We start from the raw sequence: 21,722 nt of genomic DNA, 5'->3' as shown, positions 1-21,722 counted from the left end.
GACAACACAAGTAGGTGAATCGGCATTTTCTTTGTAAATTGGCAGGATTTAACATTGGCATTATTTCAGCACTAATCGGTTAAAAAAGGATGGAAGATAAGAATTTAGGCAAATTGTTGATAATTGACGACAACGAAGACCTTTTGTTTGCCGCCAAAATGTTATTAAAAAAGCATGCAAAAGAGGTACATATCGAAAAAGATCCCCGACGGATCCCTTTTTTGGTTACGAATAATAGTTTTGACGTGATCCTTTTGGACATGAATTTTACGGAAGATACCACCTCCGGAAAAGAAGGGTTTCATTGGCTTCGTCAGATCAAGGAAATCGATCCAAAAGCGGTGGTTATCCTGATTACCGCTTTTGGCGATGTGGAGATGGCCGTGCAGGCACTTAAGGAAGGGGCTACAGACTTTATTTTAAAGCCCTGGCAAAACGAAAAATTATTGGCCACGTTGTCCGCAGCTATCAAATTAAAGGAAAGCTACAACGAGGTCGACAAGCTATCCAGTAAACAACGGCAGTTGCAGGCAGATCTGAAAAAACCCTTTTCCGATATCATCGGGCAGAGTGCCTCCATGAAAAACGTTTTTTCCATCATCGAGAAAGTGGCCCGAACGGATGCCAACATCCTGATTCTTGGGGAAAATGGGACGGGAAAAGAGCTGATCGCCCGGGCTATTCACGATCGTTCGGAGCGGAAAGACGAGATTTTCGTAGGCGTGGACATGGGTGCCATTACGGAGAGTTTGTTTGAGAGCGAACTCTTCGGCCACAAACGAGGAGCCTATACCGACGCTAAGGAAGACCGGGCCGGAAGGTTTGAAGTGGCGGATAAGGGGACCTTGTTCCTGGACGAGATCGGCAACCTGAGCATGCCGCTACAATCCAAGCTACTTACCGTACTGCAAAAGCGGGAAGTAACCCGGATCGGTACCAATAAATCCATCCCGATAGATATTCGACTCATATGTGCCACCAACATGCCGGTGCACGAAATGATTATGGAAAACAGTTTCCGGCAGGACCTGTTATACCGAATCAATACGGTGGAAATTTTTCTTCCGCCACTTCGGGACAGGCAAGACGACATCCCCATTTTAGCCGCCCATTTCCTAAAGGTCTATTCTGCCAAATACCGGAAGCAATTCAAAGGCCTGAAGCAAAATGCCCTGCAACTGCTGCAACGGTATAGTTGGCCGGGAAACATCCGGGAACTGCAGCATGCCATCGAACGGGCCATTATCATGGCGGAAGGAAACGAGCTGGATAGCCGGGATTTCTTCTTTCTTTCTGGAAAGCCTGCCACCGATAAAGTCAGCACCAATACCTACAATCTGGACGAGGTCGAAAAAACCCTGATTCAGAAAGCCATAGACAAAAACGGAGGCAACATTTCCAAAGCAGCAAAAGCGCTGGGATTGACGCGGGCCTCCCTGTACCGAAGGTTGGAAAAATATGGATTATAAAATCGGCTTACTGGGTAGGATTTTTGTGCTCACCCTGACCTTGTTTTTGTTTGCTTACATGATCCTAACGGAGGCGGGCGTATTTGCCATCTCCTTATTCATTATTTTGACATTTGTACAGCTGATACTCCTAATCCGCTATGCGGAAAGCAGCTTTAAAAAAGTACGTCAGTTTTTGGACAATATCAAACAAAACAACTATTCCACGGTCTATCCGGTGAAATTCGACGGGACAGAAACCGACGACCTGCATATCGAATTCAATGCCATTTTGGCAAAACTCAAGGAAGATCAGATGGAAAAAGAAGCCAACTTCCACTATTTTCGGACGGTCTTTCAGCACCTCAGCATCGGTCTGATTACCTTCGAGGCAGACGGCAGCGTGCAGATCCTTAACACGGCCGCCAAACGCATGTTAAACATTGAAAAGCTTTCCCATATCCAGGAAATCGCTTCCATCAACAAAGAACTCCATCATGCCATCGAAAACCTGCGTACGGGTGGAAGCGAATTGATAAAAATCGCCCATCCGGACGGGATCATGCAGCTCTCCGTCTATGCCATCGAGCTGGTACTTCGGGATGTTAAATTCAAATTGGTCTCCCTGCAAAACATCCAAAGTGAACTGGAAGAAAAGGAAATGGAGGCCTGGCAAAACCTGATTCGGGTGCTGACCCATGAAATCATGAACTCCATTGCGCCCATATCCTCACTAGCGGCTACGATCAGCATGGATATTAACCAAAAACTGAATCAGCAGGCAGCGGTGGATACGGAGGAACTTCAGGATTACCAGATGGGCCTATCCACTATTGAAAAACGCAGCGAGGGGCTGATCAACTTTGTCAGTGATTTCCGAAGTCTCGCCCATATACCGGCACCAAAATTTTCGGCAATTAAGATCCATGACTTATTCGACCAGATGGACATGCTCTTGCAAAATCAGCTCGAAACTCAGAAGGTCAACCTGCACAAACAGATCACTCCGGAAGACCTTCTTTTATTTGCAGATTGTTCACAGATCGAACAGGTACTGATCAACCTTACCCAAAACGCCATCCATGCCCTGGAGGATGCACCTGAAAAAAACCTATACCTACGGGCCTTTATCGATGATCACGGCAAAATTATTATCGAAGTAGAGGACAGCGGCAAGGGCATTGAAGAAGAAGCCCTAAGTAAAATATTTATTCCCTTCTTTACCACCAAAAAGAGGGGATCGGGCATCGGATTGAGCCTTTCCAAGCAAATCATGCGCAGACATAAGGGCAATATTCAAGTGAAGTCGTCCCGAAACAAGGGGACGATCTTCAAACTTATCTTCAATGCATGAGGTAGGCCAACACCCGTATAACCGGTAGGTAACAATTCATTCACACCTTTCGGTAGATCAGCTACTTTAATAGCATTTTGATAAACGATTCTTCATCACCAGTTTATCTTATCCAGCTACATTGCTTCCAAAACAACAACGTTTTGGAAACAAACTTTAAAACCATTGTTCTTTCCGATATACATCTGGGAACAAAAGGCTCCAAAGCCAAAGAGGTGGTGCGGTTTCTCAAGCAGTACCAATGCGAAAACCTCATTCTCAATGGAGACATTATCGACGGGTGGCAGTTGAAAAAATCCGGTAGTTGGAAACGAAAGCATACACGGGTATTCAACCGGGTGCTAAAAATGATCGACTGTGACCGAACAAAGGTGGTTTACCTCCGGGGAAACCACGACGATTTTTTAGACCAGGTGTTGCCGCTCGAAATCGGCAATCTGTCGATACAAAAAGACCTGGTATACGAAAGCCAGGGTAAAAAATACTTCATTACTCACGGTGACGTATTTGACAACATCACGACAAACCTGCGTTGGATCGCCTACCTCGGCGATATGGGCTACACCTTTTTACTCTGGCTCAACACCCGGGTCAATCATTACCGGCGTAAAAAGGGACTTCCCTATTACTCCCTTTCCCAGTATGTAAAATCCAAGGTAAAATCTGCTGTGTCCTACATTGACGGATTTGAAACCGAACTCTGCAAAATCGCCCGGTCCAAAGGCTGTGACGGCATCATCTGCGGACACATCCACAAAGCAGAAATACGGACTATTGACGGCATCGACTACCTCAACTCCGGCGATTGGGTGGAATCGTTGAGCGCACTTGCCGAAGACCATGAGGGTAATTGGCAGCTGATCTATTACAACGAGCTGGATTTTGGAAAAGGTCAGCAGGAGGAAAGCAAGGTAATTCCCCTCCGGGAGCCGACCGTTTCCCGGATAGATAAATTTTCCTAACTGCCATGAAATTTTTATTCATTGTTCAGGGCGAAGGTAGGGGACACATGACACAGGCCATGGTCGTCAGCGAACTGCTTCGAAATCAGGGCCATGAAGTAGCAGCAGTGGTGGTAGGCAGCAGCACGCGTAGAAAAACCCCCGCCTACTTTCTCCAAGCATTTTCTTGCCCGGTTTACCGGGTACAAAGCCCCAATTTTGTCACCGATAAGGAGCAAAAAGCTATCAAGATGGGTTCGACCATTCTTGAAAACCTAAAAAAGCTACCGCTGTATATCCGCAGCATTCGACAGCTGGATCGTTGGGTACAGGCGCATCGACCGGATTGCATCTTGAATTTTTACGATATACTGGGAGGGATTTATGCCATGTGCTACCCTCAGCGGGCCACTTACCTCGCCATCGGACACCAATACCTGATGTACCATCCGGATTTTACTTTTGCCCAACCGGGAGGCGTTCAAAAGCTATTATTCAAACTAAATACCCGCATTACCTGCTGGAATTCCTCCCAAATCATTGCGCTCTCCCTATGGGAACCCCGCCGGGTGGGAAAGAAGAAAAACCTGGTTGTGTGGCCTCCCCTGATTCGCAATGGCGTCCGTCAAGCCAGTCCCGCTACCCGGGATTTTTTTCTCGTATACATCGTCAATTCGGGCTACGCAAAGGAGGTATACACCATTGCGGCGAACCATCCAAGTATTTGCATAGAGGCCTTTTGGGATGCCCAAAAAATGCCCCCGGGTTATCAGGCGCTGCCCAACCTAACGTTTCATCACATTGACGACCGGCTGTTCGTTGAAAAACTGAGTCAATGCAAGGCCTACCTGTCCACCGCGGGCTTTGAATCCATAGCAGAAGCCATGTATCTGGGAAAAAAGGCCCTGATGGTTCCGGTGAAAGGACAATACGAACAGCAATGCAATGCATGCGACGCGGAAAAGGCTGGAGCAGGAATGGCGGCCGATCGCTTTGCGGCTGAATTTCTGGACAAACTATTGGAGGAAGAAACCGACAGCAGCCAGTCAGGCAAGGAATTTTACCAATGGCAACACGGGCTGGAGACAGCATTTGCCGACTTTCTGAAACGCCTGCCTGTCGCGGAGGAGGTTCCCGTAACCCCTTGATACATATCCACTGCCGATCCATTCCCAATTTTTCAGTCTGACGTGAAAAAAACAGGTCAAAAAAAACACCTATCGGCTGCTTGTATGGCTTACTGACAACAAGAACGTACAAAATTTAACCTCATTAGAAAAAAATAGAAATACATCCGGGATAAGTTGGCAATTAGAACGGTAAATGGTTTAAATTCGCTCTTTATACGGACGGCCAGCTATACCCATGAATAAAGAGTTAGAACGACTAAAGGAAAACCGCGAAAAAATCCGTCATTGGAAAAAATGGGGGCCCTACCTCACCGAAAGACAATGGGGCACCGTGAGAGAGGATTACAGTCCGGATGGAGCTGCCTGGGAAAACGTCACCCACGACGATGCCCGGAGTAAGGCCTATCGATGGGGAGAGGAAGGGATCGGGGGAATCAGCGATCACAAACAGAAGCTTTGTCTTGCATGGGCCTTTTGGAATGGAAAAGATCCCCTAATAAAGGAGCGTTTTTACGGGCTTACGGGAAACGAGGGCAATCACGGAGAAGACGTGAAGGAGTTGTACTACTACCTGGACTCCTCTCCTACGCACAGCTACATGAAAATGCTGTACAAGTATCCCCAGGAAGTATTCCCTTACCAGCAGCTGTTGGAACAAAACCAATTGCGGGGGAAAAACGAAAAAGAATACGAAATACTGGATACCGGTGTATTTGACAAGAATGCCTATTTTGATATTTTTCTTGAGTACGCCAAAGCCGATGTGGAGGATATCTTTGCCCGGGCTACCATTCATAACCGCGGTTCGGAAGAAGCCACTATCTGGGTAATGCCCACCATTTGGTTTAGAAAAACCTGGTTTACCGGGGATGAACCCTTTATGCCCAGTTTGAAAAAAAGCGGACCTTCAAAAATGACCGCTTTTTCTCCAAAATCCGGAAACTACACCTTCACCTTTTCAGGGGAACCGGATTTACAGTTTTGCGACAACGAAACTAACCGGGAGCGGTTGTACCACATCGGCAACCAGAAGAAATACCTGAAGGATGCCATCAATGACTACGTTTTACAGGGAGATAAAAAACACCTGAACCCCAAATTTACCGGAACCAAAGCAGCGGCCATCTACAAAATCTGCATCCCGGCAGGAGAAAAAGCGGAAGTTGTTTTTCGGATGCAACACGCAGCAACGGAAACACCCCTGGAGTCTGCAGAAAAAACCTTTCAGGACCGAATAGCAGATACGGAATCCTTCTACGGGGACCTGCAGGAGCGGGTGAAGGACGAGGAAATGAAGCTGATACAACGCCAGGCTTTTGCCGGCATGCTATGGAGCAAACAGTTTTACTACTACAACGTGGAGCGCTGGCTGGAAGGAGATCCGGGCAGGTACCAACCTCCGCAGGAACGAAAGTCGGGCAGAAACAGCAATTGGCGCCATTTGCAAAACTACGACATTATTTCCATGCCGGACAAATGGGAATACCCCTGGTATGCCGCCTGGGACCTGGCCTTTCACTGCATACCCCTGGCCAGACTGGACCCGGATTTTGCAAAAGACCAGCTTTTGGTCCTGTTAAACGATTGGTACATGCACCCAAACGGGCAGATGCCTGCCTACGAATGGAATTTCAACGATGTCAACCCTCCCGTACATGCCTATGCGGTTCAGCGGGTGTATCAAATTGACAAAAAATACAACGGACAGAATAGAGGCGACCAGGAGTTCCTGGAACGGGCCTTTCACAAATTACTACTTAATTTTACCTGGTGGGTCAACCAAAAAGACGAGGAGGGTAAAAACATCTTTGAAGGTGGGTTTTTGGGGCTGGATAATATCAGCGTTTTTGATAGAAGCCATGTGGACAAACTCTTCGGGAAACTCGAGCAGGCAGATGCTACCTCCTGGATGGCGATGTTTTGTTTGAACATGCTGCGAATTTCCCTGGATTTGTGTGAATTCAACAAGGTATACCAGCATACAGCGACCAAATTTTTGGAGCATTTTTTATACATCGCCGGGGCCATGAGCAATATCTCCAAAGAAAATATCAGCCTTTGGGATGACGAAGACAATTTCTTTTTTGATGTGTTGCACTTGTCGGGAGAAGAACCAAAGTTGATGAAGGTGAAGTCCATAGTGGGGATCATTCCGCTATTTGCAGTGGAACCCATACGGGAAGAGCTTTTCGACGACCTTCCCGAATTCAAAAAACGTCTGGATTTCTTTTTTAAGGAAAAACCAAAGTTGGCCGCGTTGGTTTCCAATTGGATACATCCCGGTCAGGAAAAAAGAAGGCTTTTTTCGCTCCTCCGCGGGCACCGCATGAAAAGCATTCTGTACAAAATGCTGGATGAAACCGAATTTCTATCCGAGTACGGCATCCGTTCCTTGTCCAAAGACCACCTCAAAAATCCCTATTCGGTGCAGATCAATGGCAGCCGGTTTTCGGTCAGCTACGCGCCCGGTGAATCGGAGACCACCATGTTTGGCGGCAACAGTAACTGGAGAGGCCCCATCTGGTTTCCTATCAATTACCTCATTATCGAATCCCTGAAAAAATTTGATTTTTATTACGGGGGTACTTTTTCCATCGAATATCCCACCGGTTCCGGAAAGTTTATGACTCTGGACTTGATCGCAAAGGAACTATCACTTCGGCTAATCAACCTGTTTCGCAAGGATTCCAGCGGCTACCGCCCCATTTACGCAGACAACAAAAAAATGCAGGAAGACCCGCACTTCCAGGATCTGATCTTGTTTTACGAGTATTTCCATGGGGACAATGGCCGGGGCCTCGGGGCCTCCCATCAGACCGGCTGGACAGGTCTGGTGGCGGAACTGATCCACAAGTACTACAAGGAGAAAGAGTTTTATCCAAATGCTGCTACCTTATTTAAAAGCTAACCGAAAAGAGGCCGGCTGCGACGAGGTAGGCAGGGGATGCTTGTGCGGACCGGTGGTGGCAGCAGCGGTGATCCTTGCCCCCGACTACGCCAATGAATGGATCAACGACTCCAAAAAGATCATCAAATCCCGCCGGGAATCGCTAGCAGAAGAGATTAAATCCCAGGCTTTGAGCTGGGCCATAGGAAGCGCTACGGTAGCCGAAATCGACGAATTAAATATTCTGAACGCCTCCTTTCTGGCCATGAATCGGGCTGTAGATGCGTTGGATGTATCACCCGATCATTTGCTGATCGACGGAAACCGATTCAAATCGGTACGAGACATCGGCTTCGATTGTGTCGTAAAAGGAGATGGGAAATTTGCCAGCATTGCAGCCGCCTCCATCCTGGCAAAAACCTACCGGGACGAACTCATGGCCAGGCTTTCCCGGGACTATCCGGGCTATGGCTGGGAACGAAACGTGGGTTACCCTACCCGAGAACACCGGGAAGGCATTCGGAAACTGGGCCCCAGTCCCCTACACCGCAAATCCTTCCGGCTCTTACCGGAGCAGTTGAAAATCGACCTGTAAGCGAAGATCCGGTCTGGGCTGGAACGAATGCTGTTCCAAGAGGGTTTAAACAAATAAAAATAACCGAATGCATATGAATCCCACACCTGTTTTTTACCTACTCCTTTTCCTCTTCCTGCACCTTGGCTTGCAGGCGCAAACCCCTGTGCAAAAAGCCCAGCCCATTTTGGGCGAAGTACCACAGAAAACCGAAGACGTATTTCTCCCGGAGGTACCCGGTGTAAAAGTTGAAGTCTGGGTGGATAGCCTGACCATACCCTGGTCCCTCCGGTTTCTGCCTAATGGCGACGCCCTGGTAGCACAGCGACCCGGAACGATCGTCCGTATCCCCGCCGGGCATTCCGAACCAGTCCCCTACCTGGATGTTCCCGGTACCATTCACGAAGTGGATGCCGGCCTGATGGGTATGGCAGTACATCCGAATTTTGAAACCAATCAGTGGATTTACGTCATGCATGCCTACCGGGATGCGGAAGATCGGCTTTTAAGTAAAGTGGTTCGGCTAAAAGATACCGGCACTACTGCCCAAGTAGACAAGGTGATTTTGGACAAAATACCGGCCTATGCAATCCACCTGGGTGGTCGGATTGCGTTCGGCCCTGACGGCATGCTGTACATTGGAACCGGCGACATGTCCCAGCCCTTTGTGGCACAGGATACCAAAAACCTGGCCTCCAAAATACTGCGACTAACCGACGAAGGGGCAATTCCCTCTGACAATCCCTTTCCCAACTCACCGGTCTATTCCTACGGGCATCGGGTGGTGCAGGGATTCGCCTGGGATCCGGAGACGGGCGCGTTCTTTAACTCTGAACACGGTCCTTCGGGCGCTGAAGTAGAGGGAAGTGTGCGCTACCGGGACGAAATAAATATGGTGGAAAAAGGAGGTAACCATGGGTGGCCCATCGTTGTCGGAGCTCCCGGGATGCAAGCCTATGTGGATCCCAAAGCCTCCTGGAACAAAGCGGCCGTCCCTCCGGCCGGCATGACTTTCTACAAAGGGGATTTGTATGTGGCCTCCCTTGGAGGGCAAGCACTGATCCGATTGGTAGTCGATAAGGAAAACGAGTACGAAGTAAAGCGGGTCGAACGCTGGTTTTCCTATGCCCCTTCCAAAGGGATTTACGGACGAATGCGGGACGTCACCGTTGGGCCCGATGGAAATCTGTACGTGACCACCAGCAATACTGACGGGCGGGCAGCGTTGCGCCTACATGATGATAAAATTTTGAAACTGACGTTCGAATAAAATCAGACGATACCGAAATGCCGAAAACTCTCGGGTATTTTTTCAAGGATATCACTGGCCAGGGTCCCCCTTCCGAATTGGGACCCTGCCAATTCCCCGGCGTGTCCGTGATGAAACACACCACATAAAACGGCGTTTTTCATGGAATAGCCCTGCCCAAGAAACGAGGTGAGTATGCCGGTCAATACGTCTCCCGAACCGCCAGTAGCCATGTGTACGGAGCCCGAATTATTGAATACCTGTTGCCCATCCGGAAAACTAATCAGCGTATAGGCCCCTTTTAGCACCAACACGCAGCCGTATTTCACTACGAAATCCCTGGCAAGATCCATCCGGTGAAAATGATTTTTCCCTTCAATGCCCGTGAGCCGTTCAAACTCCTTGAGGTGGGGGGTCAACACCACCTTGGCATGCAAAAACGACAGCCATTCCGGATGATCGCCCAAAATATTGATGGCATCGGCATCCAGAACGGTGGGACCGGAGTAACGGCGCAGCAACTCATGCACTAATTCCACCGCACCTTTGCCCTTGCCAAGCCCGGGACCCATGCCCACCGCATCGATCCCCTCGGTTTCCAGGCTACCACCCACTTCGGTTTCTCCCCCGGGTGGCAGTACCATGGCTTCCGGTATGCTGGTTTGTAGGATGTCTACGCCACAAGCAGGGACCTTGCAAAAAACCAGGCCCGACCCGGTACGCAAAGCGGCACGGGTACTCAGGCCGATGGATCCCATTTTGCCATAACTTCCTCCTGCCAAAATGATTCTCCCAAAATCACCCTTGTGGCTTGAATTTGGAAAAGTCTTGTGCAGGGTTTCCAGGGCTTCACCCGAATAAAAAAACCGTCTGGAATCAAAGGATTCAAAATAACGTCTGTCGATACCGATGCTTTTAACCACTAGCTTGCCGGTGAATACCGCGTGTTCCGGTGCCAATAAAGAAAGCTTTGGAAATTGGAAACTCACCGTATAATCGGCTCGAAACACATCCCCCTCGGCAGGCCCATCGGAAGGCAGGCCCGACGGCATGTCCACACTTATTTTTAATGCAGCACGGGCATTTAACTCCTGCACCAGGCTTTGGTAATCACCGCCCAATGGTCGATTGATACCCACGCCAAAAACCGCATCAACAATCACCTGCCCGGAAGGACATTTTTCCCAGCTATCCAGGGAAACCCTTTCCGGCAAAACCTGAAGGTTTTGCCGGAAATCGGGCGAACCGGAATCTGGATCCCCTATCAGCCCTACATGAACCGAATATCCTTTCCCATCAAGCATTCGTGCAATGGCCAGCCCATCTCCTCCATTGTTTCCTGTCCCGCAGTAAATGGAAACGGATTTCTCCATTGGTACCTCTTGAACAAACCACGCACAGAAAACCCGCGCCGCTCGTTCCATCAGTTGGTACGAGCAAATTCCTTCCCCTGCAACGTACTGTTGATCCAGTGATTTTACCTCATTACCCGAAAGTATCTTTTGCATGTCCTTGCTTTTTTTGTTCCAGAATACCGCCACTCGCCGCACGGAAAATCGGAGGAGCCAATGCGCTTACCGGCCAACCTGACCGGGACCCCTTCGTTTGCCGTGGAAGCTGCTAAATGAAACAGAAGTTCGGGATTTAAAAAAAAATAACCTAATGAAACGCCCGGGATTAGGGAAAAATGGTAGCCTACCGGGGATCCGCACAGCGCGCAGGAGTACGCAAATGGCTCCCGGGAGCCACCTTAACCCGCGTTGCTACGAAGGGATTCAACTTCGTCGGGGGAAGTTTCCAGTGGCGTACCCAAAAGCTCCGAACCATTAGGCGTAATCAGAAAATCATCCTCGATCCGAATACCACCAAAATCACGAAAATCGGCCAATTTTTCGAAATTGATAAAGTCCCGATGCAGGTTTTGGGCATTCCAGGAATCCATTAGTTGGGGAATAAAATAAATACCCGGCTCCACTGTGAGCACCTGCCCTGCTTCCAGTTCCTTGCCAAATCGCAAGGATTTTAGGCCAAATTGGCTGCTTTTCTGCAAATGATCCGTGTATCCTACGTACGACTCACCCAAATCTTCCATGTCGTGTACGTCCAATCCCATCAGATGACCCAGGCCGCAGGGAAAGAACATGGCGTGCGCTCCTTGTCGTACGGCCTCCTCTACATCACCCTTCATAAGCCCCATGGTTTTGAGCCCTTCGGTAATCTTCCGACAGGCCAGGAGGTGTACATCCAGAAAACGTACGCCTGGCCTCAACGCGGCAATTGCCGAACGGTGCGCCAGCCATACGATCTCATATACCTCTCGCTGTACTGCTGAAAACCGCTTACCGACCGGAATCGTGCGGGTAATATCGCCGGCATAATGCATGGCTGTCTCGGTACCAAAGTCACCGAGTAGCATTTTCCCCCGCTCCAGGCGGTTGGCATACCGGTGGTTGTGCAAGGTCTGCCCATCGGTGGTAATGATGGGCGGAAACGAAAGGCTACCTCTTCCCGACAATGTTTCCCCGGAGACCATTCCTAGCAATTCGTATTCGTACATGCCCGCTTGGGCGCTTTGCATGACCTTGCGATGCACGTTTACGGTATGGTTCACTGCTTTGGTAATCTCACGGACTTCCTCGGCTGATTTAATCGATCGTAACACCGCAACGGCCTTGATGAATTCCACCGAAACCCGGTCCTGAATTTGGGCGGCTGCAAGGCCCAGCCAGTCCATCAGCTTCAGGGTATTTTCCGGCCGGTAAGGGGGTAGAAAATGAATTCTACGCTGGGTGGATTTGGCAAGGAAGCTGCCAATCTCTTTGGATGGTCTCACTTCTTGTACCCCAACCAAGGCCGCCAAATCTACCAATTTGGGCTTTTCTCCATGCCATACCAGCTCTTCGGTAGACAGCTCGTCTCCAAAGAGGATCACCTGGTCCGCTTCCAGGTCCGCCACTGCTACCAGACCCGGCAAGTCCAGCCCAAAAAAATACAAAAAGGAACTATCCTGCCGGAAGGGATACCAGTTGTCTTTAAAATTACTACTACTTTCTTCATTACCTAAAAACAATAAAACCCCGCCAGAGACGGATTTCATCAAGTTGCGTCGTCGTTCCTGGTAGGTTTCTTTTGAAAATAAATCCATGGTTCGTTCCATACAGTTTGGGTGCACCAAGCCGGTGCGGGTAGAAATACCCGTGTGTAAATCTCTATAAAATTTCCTGGCTTACCCAACGCTCATAGGGTCATTTTTTGCCAGGTCGGTAGATCGGGCCGTACAGCAAGCGAATCTTCGATAATTTTCCAAATTTGCTTCCGTTCTTCCCCGGACAGCATCAGCCGCGGTGCCCGTACGTATTCCGTTCCCAAACCGGTGGCGACCTCTGCCAACTTGATATATTGCACCAGTTTTGGGTGAATATCCAATTCCAAAAGTGGGAAAAACCAACGGTAGATTTCCAATGCCTCTGCAATTCGCCCTTCCTTTACAAGGCGATAAATGGCCACAGTCTCGTAAGGAAACGCACATACCAGGCCGGCTACCCAGCCATGCGCCCCGAGTACCAGGCTTTCCAGGGCCAATGGATCTACACCTGCCAGGATTTTGAACCTATCTCCAAAACGGTTGATCATCTTGGTAATCAGCGTGAGGTCTCTGGATGAGTCTTTGACAGCTTGTATATTCTTACACGATGCCAATTCCTCAAACATGTCCGGGGTTACCAAAATCTTATAATCGATGGGATTGTTGTAAACCATGATGGAAAGGTCGGTGGCAGCCGCAACTTCCCTGAAAAATGCAAGCGTTTCGCGCGAATCCGCGTAGTACCGCATGGGCGGCAAAACCATCAAGCCCTTGATGCCACTTTCCTGCGCGGCCTGTGCCAACTCCACCGCTTTTTTCGTGGATTGCTCAGCTATGGTCAGTACTACTGGAATTTTATCAGATACCAGTTCCACGGTGGATTGTACCAGTACCTCTTTTTCCCGGTCGCTGAGCGTACTTGCCTCACCCAGACTACCACCGATGATGATTCCATCGATTCCCGCTTTTAGTTGTACCTTGATATTGGCATGAAAAGCGTTTAAATCAAGCTTGTCATCCGAAGTAAATTTGGTGGTAATCGCTGGAAATACTCCTTTCCATTTTATCATAGCTTTTTATTTAAGAGTTTCAACATAGCCTACTGTTTTGCATTCAGGGTTAGTATAAACGCATTTTCAGGGCTCCGCCTAACGGGGTCCCGGTTCCAAATGTTCTATCCAGAATTTTTTCATGGTCTCTCGCACGTGAAGGGAGGTGTTTTCTCGTTCATTGATCCCATGCGCCCGCATCGGGTATACCATCATGGAAAACTGCTTGTTATACTGAATCAAACGATCTACCAACATTTCAAAACTTTGGTAGTGTACGTTGTCATCGGCCGTGCCGTGCATGATAAGCAGATCGCCCTGCAGGTGCTGGGCGTGATGAATGGGAGAACCATCCCGGTATCCCTCCGGATTGTCCTCCAGGAGCCCCATGTAGCGTTCCTGATACGTGGCATCGTACAGGCGCTGATCCGATACGAAGGATACCGCAATACCAGTTTTGTACACGTCTGGGTAGCGGAACATACAGTTTAAGGTCATCTGACCTCCACCGCTCCATCCCCAAATTCCCACGCGGGATGCATCGATAAAGTCATGGGAGGAGAGGATCTTTTGAGCGGCTGCATGCTGCTCCTCCGCGGCCAGAATGCCTATCTGCCCATAAATGGACTTTCGCCAATCCCTGCCGCGTGGAGTTTTGGTTCCCCGGTTGTCAATACTCACGATCACGTAACCCAGCTGCGCCAGGTACTGGTGCCAAAGATCCCCGTTCATCCAGCTGTCCTGCACAGTAGATCCCGCGGGCTCGCCGTACACGTAGAGTAACAACGGATACTTCTTGGTCGGGTCAAACGCAATGGGCTTGATCATAAATGCATCCAGGACCAGCTCACCAATATCCACTTTGATAAACTCCTTCGGACGTAGTCCGAGAGCATCGTATTTTTCCTTAAGCGCCCGATTTTCTTCCAATATCCGTAATTCGCGATGGGTAGGAAGTGCTACCAGCGAAATGCGCGGGGGTCTGACCGCATTGTGATAGGTGTGTATAGCAAAGCGTGAGTCGCCCGAAAGCTGATAGGCATGCTGTCCGGGAAGATTGGTAGGTGTAATTCGCTCAGCCGGCCCCGGTCGGTCTATCGGGCTTCGGTACAGGTACCGTTGGGTGAAATTATCAGGAGAGGCGATGTAATACACATACCCTCCCTCGGGATCGATGTGACTGATTCGTTCCACGTCGAAATCCCCCTGGGTGAGTAAGGTAATGGAAGATCCATCGCGGGATACCTTGTACAAATGCCTCCATCCGTCCCGCTCACTGGTCCAGGTAAAGTACTGCTGTCCATCCAGCCAAATCAGGTTGTCGTGAATGTCCAAAAAGGTTTCTTCTTTTTCTTCCAGCACCCGGGAAAGCGACATGGTAGTGATATCCCCCGCCCAAACGGTATTGGTATTCTGCCGCCGGTTTAGCTGTTGGATCAGCACCTCGTCAGAATCCGGAATAAAATCCATCCGGGCCAGGTAATTGTTTTTTGGGTCGCCCGGAACTGCAAACCACCTGCTGTCTCCTCCCTCAGCAGAAACCACACCGATTTTGACGGTTGATAGCTTGCTTCCGACTTTGGGATAGGGTAAGGGAATGGGTTGGGAATACACCGAGTCAATGTTATTTATCAGGTAAAAAGTCCCAATGTCGCGCGTATCGGAATGCCAGTAGGCGATGTGCTCCCCATCGGGACTCCAGCGAAAGCCATCGCGACATCCCAACTCCTCCTCGTATACCCAATCAAAGGTACCGTTGATGGTATTTTCTCCTCCATCGTTGGTAAGTGGAATGATCGCTCCACTTTCCAGGAATTCAACGAAAATATTGTTTTTGCTTACATAGGCGACGCGGGAACCGTCCGGAGAGAACTTGGCAAACATCAGACTGGACCCCGGGAGTCCCCTACCAAGCTGCCTCAATGCTTTTGTTTCCCGATCCAATACCCAATAGTCACCCCGGGTATGGTACCGCCATACCTTTCGCGTGTTGGTAAAAAGCAGCAACTTCCGGTTATCCGCCGACCAGTGGTAATCGGCTATCTGCAAAGGTGCTGTCTGACCTTCCGGAATCAATTCTTCCGCAGACACAAGAAGGCTTCGCCGGCCTGAGGCTGCATCGTACCGAACCAGGTCGTCCCCGTCTACGTCTGCATTCTTTTCAATACTTGAATAGCCCTTCGAATCCCGCATCCACCGAATGGGGCCGAATTTGGCAGCAGCAAATGCATTGTCCCGGTAGATATCCTCCAGGCTAAAACTGCGTTGGGAGAAACCGACTCCTGAAAGGATAAAAAAATACACCGAAAGAAAAACGATCTTATTCATTTGCAGACACGAACTAGTTGCACACCTAAACCCAGTCAGCGTATACGGCTATGCCTTCCAATCTCCTGGAATACCGCTCGCTAACTACAGGCATAAAGATAGGCGCTTCCAATAGATTTACTATTCCATCATTTTATCCAAAGGGTATGGTATTTTAACGAAAAACAGGAAACCCACGCCGATGCAACCCTTCGCCATGCAGCAATTTTTATTTGCCTGCTTCTCGGTATTCGGCACAAGCAATCCATCGGAAATCAATTCGATTGTTTCAGGATATTGTTTCTGTATTCAAGCGGCGTCATACCGGTGACACTTTTAAAATGTTTGTGGAAGTTGGAAAGGTTGTTGTAGCCGGAACTGTAGCAACATTCGGAGGTATTGAAATCATCCTGGTACAAGAGGCGGCAGGCATTGGCTATCCGAACTTCTATCAAAAACCGGGAAAAGGTCTTTTGGCTTTTGTACTTAAAATACCGGCAAAAGGCCGTCGGCGACATGTTTACCAATGCTGCAACTTGTTTGAGGCTGATCTTTTCGCTGAAATTTTTCCTTACGTAATCAAAAACCAGGTTTATCTTGGGTAAATTCTCCTGTACGGAATGTAAGGGAATGCCCAGCGATGAAATAAAATGGAGGTTGTTGTCCTTGGAGATGCATTCAAGGATATCCAACAGCCCCAGAAATCGTTCAAAGGAATTTTTGTCGGGAAGTACGGCCAGCTTTCTACTGATTTCTGCTTGTTTGGAATCGGAAACCTTCACCCCATATACCGAAAAATCAATCAATCGCTGTATGGCATAAGCTTCCGGAATGTCACATAGCGAATTTTTTAGCACATCCTGATTAAAGAAAACCGAGACAGCCCTGGCCTTGTGGTGGCCGCTACCGGCAAAGGCAAAGTTTTTGTTTCGAAATACGTGTGGAAGATTCTTGCCAAAAAGGTAAATCTCCCCTTTCTTAAAGGGGATGACGCTTTCCGCAACAAACAGGGAACCCTCCCCTTCCCGGATCAATGAAATCTGAAACTCTTCGTGGTAATGGATGGGTTCGAAAAAATTATCCAGGTCCCAACATTCCACCCGGATGGTCTCTTCTTTTAATCGGGGTACTTTAAAGTGTAATGGCTGCATGGCTTAAGGAACAATGGTTACTCACTCGATTAATTTAGACCAAATGCAGATAGAAAGCAAAAAAGCATACAAATAATCAGCGAATTGCTAAGATAGTATACAAATTAGCTAAAATTTGAAAATGGATCGGCGGCAAATACCACTACATTTAACTACAGACCAAAACAATAGCAACCATGAACTATCCAAGTATATTTAACGACGTCGTAGGCCCGGTGATGCGGGGACCTTCGAGCTCTCACTGTGCCGCTTCGCTTCGAATCGGACGGATCTGCCACGACCTAATGGGCGGGCGCATCTCCTCCATTGAAATAGAATTTGATCCGGAGGGCTCCCTGGCCACTACCCACAAGGAACAGGGATCGGATATGGGATTGTTTGGCGGCTTTCTGGGATGGGAGGCGTACGACGAGCGCCTGGTTCAGGCCGAGCAGCACATGGGCGCTGCCGGTATTCAAGTTACCATTTCCATCCGCGATATACAGGCCGACCACCCCAATACCTACAAAATCACCCTGACAAATCCCTGGGAGACGCATCAGGTAACGGCCATTTCTACCGGCGGAGGCATGATCGAAGTAATTGATATTGACGGGGCCGAGGTGTCCTTTGCCGGAGATTGCTACCTGACCCTGATCTACACTAACGATCCAGCTGGCACAATAAACTACTTAAGTCATGCCTTACCGGAGGTAGATGGTCTGGAAATACGGACCGGCGAGCCACCCTATATTGAACTAAAAGCACAACAATTTCTGGAGGAAGCGATCTTAGGGGAACTGGAACAACTTGAAAACGTGTCCGGGGTAAAACAAATACGGCCCGTTTTGCCAGTGCTCACCGCCAAAAATCAACAAGTTCCTTTTATTACCTGCGAGGAGATGTTGGCCTATAACGAAGGCAAGGACCTATCGCTTTGGGAGCTGGCCCTCCGGTACGAAAGCATGCGGGGAAACATTTCGGAACAAGAGGTACTGGACAAAATGGACGACATCCGAAAAATCCTCAAGGATGCGGTGAGCACCGGCCTGAAAGGCACCGAATACCAGGACCGGATCCTGGGTCCACAATCCGTGAAATTCAAATCCCTGATGGAAAGCAAAAAGCTTGTGGATGGAGACGTGCTGAACCGAATCATCATGTACGTGTCTGCGATCATGGAAGTAAAAAGCTCCATGGGAGTAATCGTGGCCGCACCAACCGCCGGCTCCTGCGGGGCCATGCCCGGTGCTGTACTGGGAGTTTCGGACTCCTTGGGCTTATCGGAAGAGGAAACGGTAAAAGCCCTGCTAATTGCAGGTCTGATCGGTGTATTTATTGCGGCCCATTCTACCTTTGCTGCCGAAGTGGGAGGCTGCCAGGCAGAATGCGGCTCGGGCTCATCCATGGCTGCTGCCGCGCTGGTATACCTGGCCGGGGGCCAGCTACCCCAAAGTATTTCCGCGGCTTCCATGGCCTTGCAAAGCTCCCTGGGCATGATCTGCGATCCCATAGGCAACCGGGTGGAAGCCCCCTGCCTAAACAAAAATGTGATGGCCGCCTCCAATGCCCTTTCCTGCGCCAACATGGCACTGGCGGATTACGACCATTTGATTCCCCTGGACGAAGTCATCGAAACCATGTACGAGGTGGGCAAAAGCATTCCCAATACCCTGCGCTGCACCAATCTGGGTGGGCTATCTATTACGAAGGCCGCAAAAGAAATCGAACGAAAACTCGGACAGGGCCAATTTTATAAAAGCTGTTAAAAATTCATACCAAATAGCGTATTAACCCCTCCAGCCCAGGTATGTGACTGGAGGGGTTTTTGTTACAAGGAAGATGCCTCTCCCAGCTTGTGAATGGTGTTTTGAATCAATCCTTCCACGGCTTCGCCGCTTTCGCTTTCCAGCGAATAGTGGATCTCCATCACCCATGTGGGTTGAATACCAGGGATTTTTAGCTTAACCGATTTTCCATCCCGACCCAATTCGGCCGCCTCCAGGGGCAATTCCTGTTCGTTGTAATGCTTGGATCCGTACTTTCTTGACCGCAGTAAATCCCAGGTAGCAACGGTAAAATTGTCCAAATTTTCTACGCTGTTTTCATCCAGTTTTTCGGTAAAGGTTAGTAGCACCCCATCTTCCTGGGCCTGAATTCCTACCGGCAGATTCACCGGGGTATCGGTCATGCGAATGCGGTAGAGTCCTCCCAATTGGGGCTGCGTCGAACCCCAGGCAGAAAGCCCACAAAGATACAAATGACCATCCTCTGGATTGAACCGACCCCGCATCACGCCGGTGGCAAAACGAGGTAAGGGAAGCTCTACGATCCCTCCCTGTACCTGACCGTCCAGTTTTTCAAATGGAACCAGATAGATCTTTCCGTAACCATACGAGAAACTGAGCAGTTTACCGTTCAAGGCTCCCCATTTTTTACTATCCACCCAAAGCAATTCGGAGGGCGATCGATCCCGCTCCCGCTCTACCCACACCAGCGGCTGTTCCATTCCGGAGTCGGTGCTATCCGCCGGTGGATTAAAACCAAACATGTTGCCATAAAAACCGCCCTCTTCCACCCAGTTGATGCGGTTCATGGGGTTCCAGTGCCCCTCCTGATCGGTGACAATAAAGGTACCGTCCGGATTGAGGCAGACCCCGTTGGCCGCCCGAAATCCCGTAGCAATAATGTCCGTGCGCTCCCCATCCGGACTGACACGTAGCAAGGTCCCGTGCTGCGGTACGAGGGCTTCTCGGGCATGACGGGCACTTTTGGCATAGTACAGATTCCCTTCTGCATCGGCCTGCAAGCCCATGGCAAACTCATGAAAATGGTCGGTAACCTGATGATCGCTATTGAAGCTTTCGTAAAAGTCGGTTTCTCCATCCCCATTGTAATCCTGCAGCCGGACGATTTGGTCCCGGCAGGTTACAAAAATTTCTTCGTTGATTACCTTGATTCCCAGGGGCTGAAATAGCCCGGATGCGATGCGCTGCCAGGTCAGTTTGCCCTCGTTTTCGGTAAATCCTTCCACCAGCCAAACGTCTCCATCCGTGGCACAAACCACACCTTTGTTTCGGTCTTTGAAAAAATCCAGCCCACTCAAGCGCAGCTGGTTTTTCCAGGGACTGTTAAACGGTGGATTCAAAATATCTACCTGAAAAGCACCCTCCTGCTCCCCCGGTATTATGGCCGTCTCCAGAAGTTGCGGATAGCGGGCGGGCCCTCCACTGATAAACGCCGATAACGATTCGGCGGGAGCGGCATTACGCACGTACTCCTGCAAGCCTGTAAAGCCCGGTGCCGCCAGAAATAGCTTGATCTTGATCGGGTCGGTAGCCGTGACGTGCAGTAGCTGGTAGCCGTTTTCCTCTACCAGTTCCGCTCCTGACCCCATCAGGGCTACTTCTGTTCCCACTGGAGCCACCCGCATTTTTAGTAATTCACCCGAAGGGCTGAGATTCAATGTTCGGGTAAAAACGGGCCGATCGCCAGAATACGCAACACCGAATGTCTCCAAAACAGGTGTATCGCCTACGGTGTAAGAAACGATTGTCCGGTCTTCGTACTCATACAGCCCTTTGTACTGTGCCCAATCCCGGGGAAGGGGTCCGAATCTGCGTCCGTCGCGGGCCTGAAACCGGGGATCCTCAAACGTTCCGCTTCGCGGATGCGCCCAGCCGGGGCCGGTTTCGTTTTCGAAGTGCAGTTCTCCGATCGTTCTCGGCGAAATGTTGTGTTTTTCGTTGAAAAGAATGGCTTCCCAGTCGATAAAACCTTCTCCTGTCCAGCCGCCGGCTACCCGCATCAGGTCGTGATCAAATAGCATCCAGGCATTTCCTGCAGCCACGCCCCCGCTTCCTTCGTCCAGTCGAACGGCAATGCCTTTGTAGGCAAAATTAGCCTTGCTAAAATCCTCATCCGGGAGCGGCTGCACCGGCCCGGTGGACCGCTGCCTGGGGGCTGCATCCGCCGGCACCAGTTCGTAGGTGTTGATCAGAAAGTTGCCGTAATCCATCTCCGCCCAGGGCTTGTATTCCCGGGGTTCCGGCCCCATGCTGCTGCCAGCAGGCAAACCTGCCAGATACGCTTCGTTGAGGGCAAGGTATTGGGTGGGGTTTTCCGGGGCTACAAACGTTTCGCGTATGTAGTGAATGACGTCGTATTTTTCCACAGGCGTCAGGTTTACCTGGGGAGGCATGGCACCGTGACCGCGGGTAAGGGTCTGGTAAATGGAATAAGGATCGTTTCCCACCTTAAACGTGCCCTCCCAAAATTTAAACGCCGTCGGCAAGGATCCCTCCTGTTCCGGATCCCCATGGCACGTGGCGCAGGTATTCGTATAGATGTGTTCTCCAGTACGCATGGACTCCCCGTGCCTGTCGCCAAGGGCTTCCAGTAATCCTCTATGATCGATGTTTTTTTCGTAAGCCGGTAGATCGGATTCCTGAAGGATAAAACCATCAGCCGAGATTTCCATGGTGGTCTTCTTGTCGGAATTGTTTTCGCAAGCCAAGGCAATAAATAGGAAAACAAGCGCCTGTTTTGCATCAAATTTTAACTTCATG

The 21,722-nt window shown here is 49.7% G+C and carries 14 protein-coding genes; 8 read left to right on the top strand and 6 right to left on the bottom strand.

Features of this window, described 5'->3' with window-relative positions; all coding sequences use genetic code 11:
- Positions 1-89 precede the first annotated feature (89 nt).
- From BMW71_RS00975 to BMW71_RS00945, 7 genes are all read left to right on the top strand, one after another.
- Positions 90-1,469 (top strand): sigma-54-dependent transcriptional regulator, encoded by a 1,380-nt coding sequence (locus BMW71_RS00975; protein WP_092168217.1) that lies wholly within the window; start codon positions 90-92, stop codon positions 1,467-1,469.
- Positions 1,459-2,802, top strand: coding sequence for a sensor histidine kinase (locus BMW71_RS00970; protein ID WP_092168214.1), 1,344 nt, complete (start codon positions 1,459-1,461; stop codon positions 2,800-2,802). The genes BMW71_RS00975 and BMW71_RS00970 overlap by 11 nt, the downstream gene beginning before the upstream one ends.
- Positions 2,803-2,945: 143 nt before the next feature.
- Positions 2,946-3,764 carry a UDP-2,3-diacylglucosamine diphosphatase gene (locus tag BMW71_RS00965; RefSeq protein WP_092168211.1) on the top strand — a complete coding sequence of 273 codons (819 nt, stop codon included), beginning with the start codon at positions 2,946-2,948 and terminating at the stop codon, positions 3,762-3,764.
- Positions 3,765-3,769: 5 nt separating this feature from the next.
- Complete coding sequence (locus BMW71_RS00960) at positions 3,770-4,891, top strand: glycosyltransferase family protein (RefSeq protein ID WP_092168208.1); 1,122 nt, start codon at positions 3,770-3,772, stop codon at positions 4,889-4,891.
- A 217-nt stretch (positions 4,892-5,108) separates the two neighbouring features.
- Positions 5,109-7,781: an MGH1-like glycoside hydrolase domain-containing protein gene (locus BMW71_RS00955; RefSeq protein ID WP_092168205.1), complete on the top strand. Its 2,673-nt coding sequence runs from the start codon at positions 5,109-5,111 to the stop codon at positions 7,779-7,781.
- Positions 7,756-8,355, top strand: a complete 600-nt coding sequence (locus BMW71_RS00950; RefSeq protein WP_092168202.1) for a ribonuclease HII — start codon at positions 7,756-7,758, stop codon at positions 8,353-8,355. The genes BMW71_RS00955 and BMW71_RS00950 overlap by 26 nt, the downstream gene beginning before the upstream one ends.
- A gap of 73 nt (positions 8,356-8,428) precedes the next feature.
- Positions 8,429-9,604 carry a PQQ-dependent sugar dehydrogenase gene (locus tag BMW71_RS00945; protein WP_092168200.1) on the top strand — a complete coding sequence of 392 codons (1,176 nt, stop codon included), beginning with the start codon at positions 8,429-8,431 and terminating at the stop codon, positions 9,602-9,604.
- A 2-nt stretch (positions 9,605-9,606) separates the two neighbouring features.
- Here the strand turns inward: BMW71_RS00945 and BMW71_RS00940 are convergent, their stop codons facing one another.
- The 5 genes from BMW71_RS00940 to BMW71_RS00920 form a co-directional block, all read right to left on the bottom strand.
- Positions 9,607-11,091 (bottom strand): NAD(P)H-hydrate dehydratase, encoded by a 1,485-nt coding sequence (locus BMW71_RS00940; RefSeq protein ID WP_092170110.1) that lies wholly within the window; start codon positions 11,089-11,091, stop codon positions 9,607-9,609.
- Positions 11,092-11,333: 242 nt separating this feature from the next.
- Positions 11,334-12,740, bottom strand: coding sequence for an aminopeptidase P family protein (locus tag BMW71_RS00935; RefSeq protein ID WP_244891036.1), 1,407 nt, complete (start codon positions 12,738-12,740; stop codon positions 11,334-11,336).
- Positions 12,741-12,820: 80 nt separating this feature from the next.
- Positions 12,821-13,738 carry a dihydrodipicolinate synthase family protein gene (locus BMW71_RS00930; protein WP_092168197.1) on the bottom strand — a complete coding sequence of 306 codons (918 nt, stop codon included), beginning with the start codon at positions 13,736-13,738 and terminating at the stop codon, positions 12,821-12,823.
- Positions 13,739-13,816: 78 nt separating this feature from the next.
- Positions 13,817-16,045 (bottom strand): S9 family peptidase, encoded by a 2,229-nt coding sequence (locus BMW71_RS00925; protein ID WP_092168194.1) that lies wholly within the window; start codon positions 16,043-16,045, stop codon positions 13,817-13,819.
- A 254-nt stretch (positions 16,046-16,299) separates the two neighbouring features.
- Positions 16,300-17,175, bottom strand: coding sequence for an AraC family transcriptional regulator (locus tag BMW71_RS00920; RefSeq protein WP_092168191.1), 876 nt, complete (start codon positions 17,173-17,175; stop codon positions 16,300-16,302).
- A gap of 176 nt (positions 17,176-17,351) precedes the next feature.
- On the opposite strand from BMW71_RS00920, the gene BMW71_RS00915 reads away from it, so the two are divergent.
- Positions 17,352-18,923 (top strand): L-serine ammonia-lyase, iron-sulfur-dependent, subunit alpha, encoded by a 1,572-nt coding sequence (locus BMW71_RS00915; protein ID WP_092168188.1) that lies wholly within the window; start codon positions 17,352-17,354, stop codon positions 18,921-18,923.
- A gap of 62 nt (positions 18,924-18,985) precedes the next feature.
- Here the strand turns inward: BMW71_RS00915 and BMW71_RS00910 are convergent, their stop codons facing one another.
- The gene (locus BMW71_RS00910) at positions 18,986-21,721 is read right to left on the bottom strand and encodes a DUF6797 domain-containing protein (protein ID WP_092168185.1); all 2,736 of its coding nucleotides are present in this window, start codon (positions 21,719-21,721) and stop codon (positions 18,986-18,988) included.
- Position 21,722 lies beyond the last annotated feature (1 nt).

Origin of the sequence: Cyclobacterium xiamenense (assembly GCF_900109255.1) — a bacterium.
GTDB lineage: Bacteria > Bacteroidota > Bacteroidia > Cytophagales > Cyclobacteriaceae > Cyclobacterium > Cyclobacterium xiamenense.
This window is presented reverse-complemented; position numbering and strand designations above follow the sequence as displayed.

Excerpts from the sequence above, each read along its gene's own strand:
- BMW71_RS00920 (WP_092168191.1), bottom strand. The coding sequence starts at position 17,175 with ATGCAGCCATTACACTTTAAAGTACCCCGATTAAAAGAAGAGACCATC.
- BMW71_RS00960 (WP_092168208.1), top strand. The coding sequence starts at position 3,770 with ATGAAATTTTTATTCATTGTTCAGGGCGAAGGTAGGGGACACATGACA.
- BMW71_RS00910 (WP_092168185.1), bottom strand. The coding sequence starts at position 21,721 with ATGAAGTTAAAATTTGATGCAAAACAGGCGCTTGTTTTCCTATTTATT.
- BMW71_RS00925 (WP_092168194.1), bottom strand. The coding sequence starts at position 16,045 with ATGAATAAGATCGTTTTTCTTTCGGTGTATTTTTTTATCCTTTCAGGA.
- BMW71_RS00955 (WP_092168205.1), top strand. The coding sequence starts at position 5,109 with ATGAATAAAGAGTTAGAACGACTAAAGGAAAACCGCGAAAAAATCCGT.
- BMW71_RS00940 (WP_092170110.1), bottom strand. The coding sequence starts at position 11,091 with ATGCAAAAGATACTTTCGGGTAATGAGGTAAAATCACTGGATCAACAG.
- BMW71_RS00970 (WP_092168214.1), top strand. The coding sequence starts at position 1,459 with ATGGATTATAAAATCGGCTTACTGGGTAGGATTTTTGTGCTCACCCTG.
- BMW71_RS00945 (WP_092168200.1), top strand. The coding sequence starts at position 8,429 with ATGAATCCCACACCTGTTTTTTACCTACTCCTTTTCCTCTTCCTGCAC.
- BMW71_RS00975 (WP_092168217.1), top strand. The coding sequence starts at position 90 with ATGGAAGATAAGAATTTAGGCAAATTGTTGATAATTGACGACAACGAA.
- BMW71_RS00935 (WP_244891036.1), bottom strand. The coding sequence starts at position 12,740 with ATGGAACGAACCATGGATTTATTTTCAAAAGAAACCTACCAGGAACGA.
- BMW71_RS00915 (WP_092168188.1), top strand. The coding sequence starts at position 17,352 with ATGAACTATCCAAGTATATTTAACGACGTCGTAGGCCCGGTGATGCGG.
- BMW71_RS00930 (WP_092168197.1), bottom strand. The coding sequence starts at position 13,738 with ATGATAAAATGGAAAGGAGTATTTCCAGCGATTACCACCAAATTTACT.
- BMW71_RS00950 (WP_092168202.1), top strand. The coding sequence starts at position 7,756 with ATGCTGCTACCTTATTTAAAAGCTAACCGAAAAGAGGCCGGCTGCGAC.